This window comes from Brevibacillus massiliensis, assembly GCF_000311785.1.
In the GTDB taxonomy this organism is placed as follows: Bacteria; Bacillota; Bacilli; order Brevibacillales; family Brevibacillaceae; genus Brevibacillus_C; species Brevibacillus_C massiliensis.
This window is the reverse complement of record NZ_HE978548.1, coordinates 101199-110397: the sequence shown is the minus strand read 5'-3', so window position 1 is coordinate 110397 and position 9199 is coordinate 101199. Positions and strand designations below refer to the sequence as shown.

General features: G+C 53.6%; 10 protein-coding genes. All 10 read right to left on the bottom strand.

Translation table 11 applies throughout. The features are described 5' to 3' along the window. Positions 1–262 precede the first annotated feature (262 nt). Entirely contained in the window at positions 263–1645 is a 1383-nt protein-coding gene (locus tag HGBM_RS22350; protein WP_019123320.1) for an L-cystine transporter, read from the bottom strand. Between the two features lie 167 nt (positions 1646–1812). Next, positions 1813–2523, bottom strand: a complete 711-nt coding sequence (locus HGBM_RS22345; protein WP_019123319.1) for a hypothetical protein — start codon at positions 2521–2523, stop codon at positions 1813–1815. 85 nt (positions 2524–2608) lie between these two features. Beyond that, positions 2609–3244: a bifunctional phosphoribosyl-AMP cyclohydrolase/phosphoribosyl-ATP diphosphatase HisIE gene (gene hisIE, locus HGBM_RS22340; protein ID WP_019123318.1), complete on the bottom strand. Its 636-nt coding sequence runs from the start codon at positions 3242–3244 to the stop codon at positions 2609–2611. After that, positions 3241–3999, bottom strand: coding sequence for an imidazole glycerol phosphate synthase subunit HisF (gene hisF, locus HGBM_RS22335; protein WP_019123317.1), 759 nt, complete (start codon positions 3997–3999; stop codon positions 3241–3243). The genes hisIE and hisF overlap by 4 nt, the downstream gene beginning before the upstream one ends. Position 4000: 1 nt before the next feature. Next, a complete protein-coding gene (gene hisA, locus HGBM_RS22330) occupies positions 4001–4738 on the bottom strand; it encodes a 1-(5-phosphoribosyl)-5-[(5-phosphoribosylamino)methylideneamino]imidazole-4-carboxamide isomerase (protein ID WP_019123316.1) in 738 nt (245 codons plus the stop codon). After that, entirely contained in the window at positions 4735–5355 is a 621-nt protein-coding gene (gene hisH / locus HGBM_RS22325; protein ID WP_019123315.1) for an imidazole glycerol phosphate synthase subunit HisH, read from the bottom strand. Before hisH ends, hisA begins: the two co-directional genes overlap by 4 nt. A gap of 1 nt (position 5356) precedes the next feature. After that, positions 5357–5953 carry an imidazoleglycerol-phosphate dehydratase HisB gene (gene hisB, locus HGBM_RS22320; protein WP_019123314.1) on the bottom strand — a complete coding sequence of 199 codons (597 nt, stop codon included), beginning with the start codon at positions 5951–5953 and terminating at the stop codon, positions 5357–5359. 41 nt (positions 5954–5994) lie between these two features. After that, positions 5995–7269 (bottom strand): histidinol dehydrogenase, encoded by a 1275-nt coding sequence (gene hisD / locus HGBM_RS22315; RefSeq protein ID WP_019123313.1) that lies wholly within the window; start codon positions 7267–7269, stop codon positions 5995–5997. A gap of 18 nt (positions 7270–7287) precedes the next feature. Continuing rightward, complete coding sequence (gene hisG, locus HGBM_RS22310) at positions 7288–7947, bottom strand: ATP phosphoribosyltransferase (RefSeq protein ID WP_019123312.1); 660 nt, start codon at positions 7945–7947, stop codon at positions 7288–7290. Then, positions 7944–9125 (bottom strand): ATP phosphoribosyltransferase regulatory subunit, encoded by a 1182-nt coding sequence (locus HGBM_RS22305; protein WP_019123311.1) that lies wholly within the window; start codon positions 9123–9125, stop codon positions 7944–7946. Before HGBM_RS22305 ends, hisG begins: the two co-directional genes overlap by 4 nt. Between the last annotated feature and the right edge of the window lie 74 nt (positions 9126–9199).

Here is a 9199-nt window from a genome sequence, read left to right as displayed (position 1 = left end):
CAAAGAACATTTTTGTCGAACGTTATCTACTATAACACATTTGTTTTCATAGAGTCAAGAGTTTTTTTGAAGCCGTCTCTCTTTTTTACTCTATCGATTTCGCCGCTCAGCAGCGACAATGAATAATCTATCACATTAGCATATAGAAAGTCAATACTATTTTTCACTATTTTTTTGCCAACATTACTGCCGTAAAAGAACCTGAAGAAAAAAACCCCTTCCAAACAGGAAGGGGATGGATCAACTGATATCCACTCTCTATTTATGCTTCCGCGTGACTTTGCTCGGTAGAAACGATCGGATTGACATCCTTGGTAATGCGGCTCGTCAGAATGCCGGCAACCATGCTTCCGCTGACATTTAAAGCTGTCCGCCCCATGTCAATCAACGGTTCGACAGATATGAGCAAAGCAACCAGCGCAATCGGCAGGTTGAGTGTGGACAACACTAGCAGCGAAGCAAAAGTAGCACCGCCGCCAACACCGGCTACGCCGAACGAACTGATGGCTACTACTGCGATCAGGGTCAGGATGAATGAAGGCGTAAACGGATCGATTCCTACCGAAGGCGCCGCCATCATGGCCAGCATCGCCGGGTAAATGCCGGCGCAGCCATTTTGACCAATGGAGACGCCAAACGTCCCGGCAAAGTTGGCAATCCCTTCAGGTACGCCCAACTCGTCTGTTTGCGTTTTCACTGTCAACGGTAAAGTACCCGCACTCGTTCTGGAGGTAAAAGCAAAGGAGAGTGCCGGGAATGCCTTTCTTACGTAAAAGATGGGGTTCACCTTGACGGCCGCAACCAACAGCAGATGGACCACAAACATAAGCAGCAGGGCGGCGTAAGAGGCAACGACAAACGTGCCTAATTTCCAAATGGCCGCGTAATCGCTCGTTGCTGCCACTCTCGTAATCAACGCCAGTACTCCGTACGGGGTCAATCGCAAAATGAGTGTGACCACTCTCATAATAATCGCGTAAAAGGTTTCTACGATACCCGCAAAACGGTCAGCCTGCTCAGGGTTTTTCCGTTTGACTCCAAGGTATGCAACTCCGAGAATCGCCGCAAAAATCACCACCGCAATAATCGATGTAGCTCTCTCCCCTGTAAAGTCAAGAAACGGATTGGCTGGAAGCAGTTCCAGGATCTTTTGAGGGAAAGTAAGTCCCTGTATATCGTTTAGACGCTGTTCCACCTGCTCGGCACGGGCTGCCTCCGCGTTGCCCTGCTCAATTTGAATAGTCTCCAGATGGAATGCATACGATGACCCTATCCCGATAACTGCAGCAATTGCCGTCGTCACGACCAAAGAGCCAATGATCAGAGAACTGATCTTTCCCACGTTTTGGGTCAGTTTTACTTTTGTAAAGGCCGAGAGAATGGACAAAAAGACCAAAGGCGTCACGATCATCTGCAGCAGCTTGACATAGCCCTTCCCTACGATGTTAAACCAATCCATCGAGGTTTTCATCACAGCTGATGTCGGTCCGTAAATGTACTGCAGAGCAAAACCAAAGACTATCCCCACGCCTAAAGCCAGAAAAACGCGCTTTGAGAACGAGACATGCTTTTTTTGCAAAGAATATAGGCCATAGATCATTGCTGCCAAAACCGCAATGTTGACAACCGTCCATAGCATGGTCATCGGAATCCCTCCCGTTATTCTCTAGAATTCTTCTCTGTATTGAAGAGATATTCCAGTTATATTACCTCTATTCCGATATGTCAACATGGTTTTTATTTCTTCTGCACTTACAGCGATTTCCTTTTACTGACAAAGAAAAACAGGAGGGTTTCCCCTCCTTCTTCATGTTACTCATGTTCCTTGTGTTTATTCATCCCATGCTTGAAATGAATTCGCTTGTCAATCTGTTCATTCAGCTTTTCTTTCCATTTCTCTGCCTTGCTCGGAGCCAACAGGCCGTTCGCGACCTTTTGGTTAATCCGATCTGTCATCATCGTATGTAGGGCCGCTTTCAGCTTATCCTGGGAGACATTTTGACTGCTGGCAATTTCCGCAAGCGATTTTCCCTGCTTCAGCTGATCTGTCAACTGGGCCGGTTCCATCTTCAGCGTTTCAGCCAACAGCTGCAGCCTTTTCTGCTTCCAAAGCTTCCAATCAGACGGCTTTGCCGTTACTTTCATCTTAATTCCGGCTGCCTGCCTGCTTTTCATCTGCTCAGCGTCGGCTGCTGTAAGTTTCCCCTCCGATACGGCCTTATCGAGGAGCGCTGCCCTTTCTTTCGCGATCGCGGCAACCAAATCGTCGACACTTACCTTTTTGGCTGCAGCAAACTCAGCCAACGATTGGTCCTTGTCCCGTAAAGCCTGCCTCAGAGTCGCTTCGTCAACATTTAGCAGCCGCTGAACAGCTGAAGACCCCATAATATCCAAACCATACGGTCGATCATGATGGTGACGGCCGCCTTCTTTGGCATCTGCCATTTGTTGCGGAGCCCAGGCACACAGTGTAAACGCCAACACCAATGAAGCAACTGCTTTCATCCATTTTTGCTCAATCAAAGAAAATCACCCACCCTTTTTTTACCATAGGATGCGCGATTTTCTCCGAAACGATACATCTTATTTCAAATTGGCACGCCGCAGCTTAGCGGCGATTCTTCAGCTCAGCCAGCACATCATCCAACGGGAGCTTTTGTTCCCGCAGCAGGACGAGCAGGTGAAACAGCAAATCAGCCGCTTCGTATTGCAGTTCGGCGTGGCTGCGGTTTTTTGCCGCAATAATCACTTCGGCGGCTTCTTCCCCCACCTTTTTCAAGATTTTATCCACGCCTTTTTCAAACAGATACGTACAGTAAGAGCCTTCCGGACGCTCCGCTTCCCTGGCGGCAATCAAACTCTCCAGTTCACTTAAAATGGCAAAGCGATCCGGCTCTCCAAGGTTGTCCTGCGATTCAGGAGAGATACCGGCAAAGCAGGAGTAGGTGCCGCGATGACACGCCGGACCATTTGGAATCACCTGAACGATCAGGGCATCTCCGTCACAATCTACGCGAAGCGAGACCACGCGCTGGGTGTTTCCAGAGGTAGCGCCTTTATGCCAAAGCTCCTGTCGGGACCGGCTCCAAAACCAGGTTTCACCTGTTTCCGCTGTTTTTTCCAATGAAGTACGGTTCATATAGGCAAGCGTCAGTACCTCTTTACTGACAGCATCCTGTACAACAACCGGGATAAGCCCGTCGGCATCAAAGCGCAAGCTCTCCCAGGGAATAGCATTCTTCATGGCCGAACCACAACCCCTCTCTCAGCTAGATAAGCTTTTACGGAAGAAATCGACGTCTCCGCGTAGTGGAAAATAGAAGCGGCAAGGGCTGCGTCCGCTTTCCCTGCTGTTAAGACTTCGGCAAAGTGTTCTACGCCCCCGGCGCCTCCCGAGGCGATCACCGGAATGCCGACTGCTTCCGAGACTGAGCGGGTCAATTCGATGCCAAATCCTTGCTTTTCTCCATCGTGATCCATGCTGGTCAAAAGGATCTCTCCCGCTCCCAACGATTCAGCCTCTTTCGCCCAGTCGATGACATCCCGCCCTGCAGCGTTTCGGCCGCCGTGGGTGTAGACCTCCCACTTGCCTTCGCCAGTGCGGCGGGCATCAATCGCGACGACAATACATTGAGACCCGAAGACCCTTGCACCCTCCCGTATCAATTCCGGCCGCAGCACGGCAGCCGTGTTAAGGGAGATCTTATCGGCACCGGCCCGCAAAATCCGCTTCATATCTTCTACGCTGTTAATGCCGCCCCCGACCGTAAACGGAATCGTAATGTTTGCCGCAGTCTGTTCAATGACGTCCACCATCGTTTTGCGCCCTTCATGTGATGCGGATATATCGAGGAACACCAGCTCGTCGGCCCGCTCTTCACTGTATTTTTTGGCCAACTCCACCGGATCTCCGGCATCGCGCAATCCGAGAAATTGGACCCCCTTTACGACTCGTCCATCCTTTACGTCCAGACAAGGAATGATCCGTTTTGCTAACACGTCAGACCTCCTCCTGCATCCGGCGAAGTGCGGCAGACAGCTGAACGGCACCGGTGTAGAGAGCTTTCCCTACGATTGCGCCTGATACCCCTTCGGCAGCAAACTGCGCCAGCGCCAGCAAATCTGCCGTTGTACTCACGCCGCCTGAGGCAATCACCTGTTTGCCTGTGGCCCTCGCCAGCCCGACAATCTCTTCCACGTTCGGGCCGCTAAGTGTGCCGTCCCGCGATATATCCGTATAGATGAAGGTTCCAGCGCCCAGGGCGGCCAGTTCCTTGGCGAGATCAACCGCCTTTAAATCCGTCGTCTCCAGCCAACCGCGGGTCGCGACATATCCCCGGCGGCAGTCAAGGCCGATCGCTATCTGTTTGCCGTACAGACGCAGTGATTTTTCGACAAACCCTCGATTTTCAATGGCAGCTGTCCCCAGTATGATACGGCTGACCCCGCCCTCCACATAGCGGTAAATGTCCTTTTCCGTACGGATTCCGCCGCCAATTTGCACGGGAACATCTACTTCCTGGGCGATCGCCGACACCAGGTCGGCGTGAACGGGCTCTCCCGCCTTGGCTCCGTCCAGATCGACGAGGTGGAGCCACTTCGCCCCCTCAGCCACCCATTTCTTCGCTACCTCCAGGGGCGATTCCCCGTAGACCGTCTCTTGCGCGTAATCCCCCTGATACAGCCGGACGCATTTGCCCCCTCGTATATCGATTGCCGGGTAGATGGTAAAGCTCATAGCAAAACCCCCTCGCACTGCTTGGCAAAGTTTTGGAGCAGGCGCATGCCTGTTTCCCCGCTTTTCTCGGGATGAAATTGCATACCGTAAATGTTGGCGCGTCCGACGATCGCTGTCACCTCATGCCCGTAATCGGTAACCGCCAACAAGTCGCCGGGATCGTCCACACAGACGTGATAAGAATGAACGAAATAGACGTACTCTCCATCAGCAAGGCCTTGCAGAAGCGGATGTTTCGGCGCCTTCAACTGCAATTGGTTCCAACCCATATGCGGTATTTTCAGCTCGCCGCAAAATCGCGCCGCCTTCCCTGCCAATAGCCCCAGCCCTTCATTGCATCCATGCTCCTCGCTCGAACTGAACAGCAGCTGCATGCCCAGACAGATGCCGAGCAGCGGTTTTCCGCTTTCGGCGTATTCGCGGATAGCCGCCAGCAGTCCCAGTTCGCGAATGTTGTTCATCGCATCGGCGAACGCTCCCACTCCCGGCAGGATGATCCCTCCATACGCGGCCAGCCTCTCGGGAGCCGCTACAAATTCGTGCGGACAGTTCAGCCTCTCCAGGGCCTTTCCCAAACTGTACAGGTTTCCCATGCCATAATCGACGATACCAATCACGCTACAGCATCCCCTTTGTCGACGGTACGCCTTTAACTCTGGGATCAATCGAAACAGCCTCATCCAGAGCGCGTCCCAACGCCTTAAAAATCGCTTCAATCATGTGGTGGGTGTTATGGCCGTAATGCAGGATCACGTGCAGGTTCATCCGCGCTTCGAGAGCCAATTTCCAAAGAAACTCGTGAACCAATTCGGTGGGAAACTGCCCCACTTGTGCCGACGGATACACAGCCCGGTACTCCAAGTGCGGACGATTGCTCAAATCGATCACGACCTGCGCCAGCGCATCGTCCATCGGGACGAAGGCATTTCCGTATCTTTTGATGCCTTTTTTGTCTCCTAATGCCTCCCGCAGCGCCTGCCCCAGGCAGATGCCGATATCCTCTACCGTGTGATGGTAATCGATCTCGATGTCGCCCTTTGCCCGTACGTCCAGATCAAACTGACCGTGGCGGGCGAACAAATCCAGCATGTGATTTAAAAACGGCACATCTGTCTGCAATTGGCTGCTGCCTTCCCCATCGATTGTAAAGGCCAGGGTTATGTCGGTCTCATTTGTTTTGCGGGAAATGCTTGCTGTTCGCGTCATTTCTGCCATCTTGGTTCACTCCGTTACGTAAAATCTAATTTTCATTCCCATCATTTAAGATCAGTCAACCGCTCCTGAATGGCGCGGGCGTGGGCGGTAAGCCCTTCCTGCTCGGCGAGTGCGACGATTTTTGCGCCGTTTTCCTTTAGATCAGCCTTGCTGTAGGCGATGACGCTGGACTTCTTAATGAAGTCGTCTACGGACAGCGGGGAAGAAAATCGCGCTGTTCCATTGGTCGGCAGGACGTGGTTCGTGCCGGCGAAGTAATCGCCGACCGGTTCCGAGCTGTACGGTCCGAGAAAAATGGCCCCGGCGTTTTCCACCTTGCCCAGCTGGCCAAAGGGATCGTCGATCAACAGCTCCAAATGCTCCGGAGCCAATCGATTGACGACTGCAAAGCCCTCCTCCAGATCACCTACGACACAGATCGCGCCATAATCGCGCAATGCGGCCTCCGCAATCTCCCGGCGGGGGAGCAATGCCACCTGCCGTTCCAGCTCCGCCGCTACCCGCTCCGCCAGCGATCGCGACGGGGTAACGAGCACTGCCGAACTCATCGGATCGTGCTCGGCCTGGGACAGCAGATCGGCGGCAACATATCGCGGATTGGCCGAATCATCGGCCAAGACGACAATCTCGCTTGGTCCGGCCACCATGTCTATATCGACCAGCCCAAATACCTCACGTTTGGCCAAGGCGACGTAGATATTGCCGGGACCGACGATTTTATCCACCGCGGGAATCGTCTTCGTCCCGTAGGTCAGCGCCCCAATCGCTTGTGCGCCGCCCACTTTGTAGATCTCTGTGACGCCGGCAATTCGCGCGGCGACGAGAATGGCCGGATTTACCTTGCCGTCTTTCCCCGGCGGGGATACCATCACGATCTCACTTACCCCAGCTACGCGCGCGGGGATTGCGTTCATCAGAACAGACGAAGGATACGCTGCCCGCCCGCCCGGGACGTAAAGTCCCACTCGTTTGAGCGGACGCACCAGCTGTCCCAGCAGAGTACCGCTCTCCTTGGCCGCAAACCACGACTGACGCACCTGCCGCTGATGGTAATCGGCAATATTGGCCGCCGCTTCCCGGAGTGCATTGGCCACATCGGCGCTGACCAGCTTCTCCGCTTCCGCAAATTCTGCTTCACTCACCCGAAAATCACGCAGCTCGACTTGATCAAATGCCTTTGTGTAGAAGCGGACTGCCTCATCTCCCTCTGCCTTAACCCGTTCGAGGATCGCCCGTACTGCTGCCTGCTGTTCGCTCGTGCCGCTGTCGACGCTGCGGCGGGTGTCAAATTGACCGGAATCCACGATTTTAACCATTTTTATCCCCATCCCTATTTACATCACTGGCGTATTTTTCTTTGGAATCACTTGTAAAAACTTCTGGGCAATCTCATCTACTGCTTCGCTTTTCATCCGGTAACTGGCCCGGTTTGCGATGAGCCGAGTCGTAATATCGCAGATATGCTCCAATTCGATAAGGCCGTTTTCGCGCAAGGTCTGCCCGGTAGAGACGATGTCGACGATCCGGTCGGCCAGACCGATCAATGGAGCCAGCTCGACTGATCCGTTCAGTTTTATCACTTCCACCTGCTGTCCCTGCTCGCGAAAATAGCGGGAAGCGATCCTCGGATATTTCGTCGCCACGCGGGGCGCCTCTGTCGGCTGCCAATCGGGGAGCCCGGCGACCATCATGCGGCAGCGGCCAATCAGCAGATCGAGCAGCTCGTAGACATCGCGCTCTTCTTCCAGCAGCACGTCTTTTCCCACGACCCCGACATCGGCTACACCGTACTCCACATAGGTCGGGACGTCGGCCGGCTTCGCCAAGATAAACTCCAATTCACTCTCCTCCACTGGAATGATGAGCTTGCGGGAATCCGGCAAATCAGCGCCCACCTTCACCCCCGCCTCCCGTAAAAACACCAGCGACTCTTCAAATATCCGCCCTTTCGGCATGGCTATCGTCAGCTTTTTTAGATTGATCGGCTGACTCATTCTCGTTCCTCCCTACCGTTGACATACAGTACCTCGTATCCTCGCTCCCGGCCCCACGCATTAGCCGCCTCTTCGCTCTCACACAGGTGAGTGATGACGATATGGCCGTTTTTTCGCAGTTTCTGCGCTTCCAACAGCGCTTCCTGGCGACTGCTCGCCGGGTACACAACAGCCAGGCGCTGTGTTATTTCTCTCGGTCGAATCGACGTGACCTGCATCAGCCGATCCATTTTGATCGCAAAACCGGTAGCCGGAGCGGGCCGGCCAAATTGAGCCAGCAGGTGATCGTAGCGGCCGCCGGTTACCAGCGGGGATCCGAGATCGGCGGCATACCCTTCAAAAACAGCACCGGTGTAATAATTTAGACTGCTGACCAGATTGAAATCGAGCAGAAGATGCTCTGTCACGCCATACGCTTCCAGCGCTTCCCACAGAGAGACAACCGTCTGAACGGCTTTGCGGGCCTTCCCGTTCACTGTCAATTGACGCGCTTCCTCGATTTTCTCCTTCCCCCCGCGCAAATGCAGCAAGGCGTGCAGCCTGCGCCGCTCCGTATCTGTTATGTTCAATGACCCGGCCAATTGCCGGTAGCCGACGTAATCTCGATCCTGTAAAAACTGCCAAAGGCGGTCTCGGTCAGCCTGTTCGGAAACGATCTCCTCCAGCAGCCCGCCGGCAAAGTCCACATGTCCAATCGCGATCTTAAAGGCATTCACTTCTGCTGCTTGCAGACAAGACACCGCCAACGCGATCACTTCTGCATCGGCATCGCCTGACTCTGTGCCGATCAACTCAACGCCCGTCTGGAAAAATTCGGCATTTCGCCCGGCTTCCTTCTCTTGGGCCCGAAACACATTGGTTTGATAAAACAGCCGGATGGGCAAAGGCACATCCTTGTACAGCGAAGCGACAACCCTGGCAATCGGGGATGTCATGTCCGGACGCAGCACGACAGTGTGCCCCTGCTTATCCAGCAGTTTGAACATGCGACTTTCCAATGTCGCACTTGCCGCTCCTACCGTGTCGTAATATTCCAGGGAGGGTGTGACAATTTCGTCGTATCCCCATTTTTCGATACAATGTCGAAGCGCCGACTCCAACTGGCGTTGTTTGACGAGCGACTCCGGCAACATATCCCGCATGCCCAGCGGTTTTTCGAATACTAACGGCCTTGCCATAGCTTTTCCCTCCAAACGCTTTACTCTGCTAATAAACTAAAGTGAAAGGTTAGTTGAAATGTACCACTAAACGG

What these genes read in the sequence shown, in the direction of transcription:
- HGBM_RS22350 (WP_019123320.1), bottom strand. Translation starts at nt 1,645, where the DNA reads ATGACCATGCTATGGACGGTTGTCAACATTGCGGTTTTGGCAGCAATG.
- hisIE (WP_019123318.1), bottom strand. Translation starts at nt 3,244, where the DNA reads ATGAAGAATGCTATTCCCTGGGAGAGCTTGCGCTTTGATGCCGACGGG.
- hisA (WP_019123316.1), bottom strand. Translation starts at nt 4,738, where the DNA reads ATGAGCTTTACCATCTACCCGGCAATCGATATACGAGGGGGCAAATGC.
- hisB (WP_019123314.1), bottom strand. Translation starts at nt 5,953, where the DNA reads ATGGCAGAAATGACGCGAACAGCAAGCATTTCCCGCAAAACAAATGAG.
- hisD (WP_019123313.1), bottom strand. Translation starts at nt 7,269, where the DNA reads ATGGTTAAAATCGTGGATTCCGGTCAATTTGACACCCGCCGCAGCGTC.
- hisG (WP_019123312.1), bottom strand. Translation starts at nt 7,947, where the DNA reads ATGAGTCAGCCGATCAATCTAAAAAAGCTGACGATAGCCATGCCGAAA.
- HGBM_RS22305 (WP_019123311.1), bottom strand. Translation starts at nt 9,125, where the DNA reads ATGGCAAGGCCGTTAGTATTCGAAAAACCGCTGGGCATGCGGGATATG.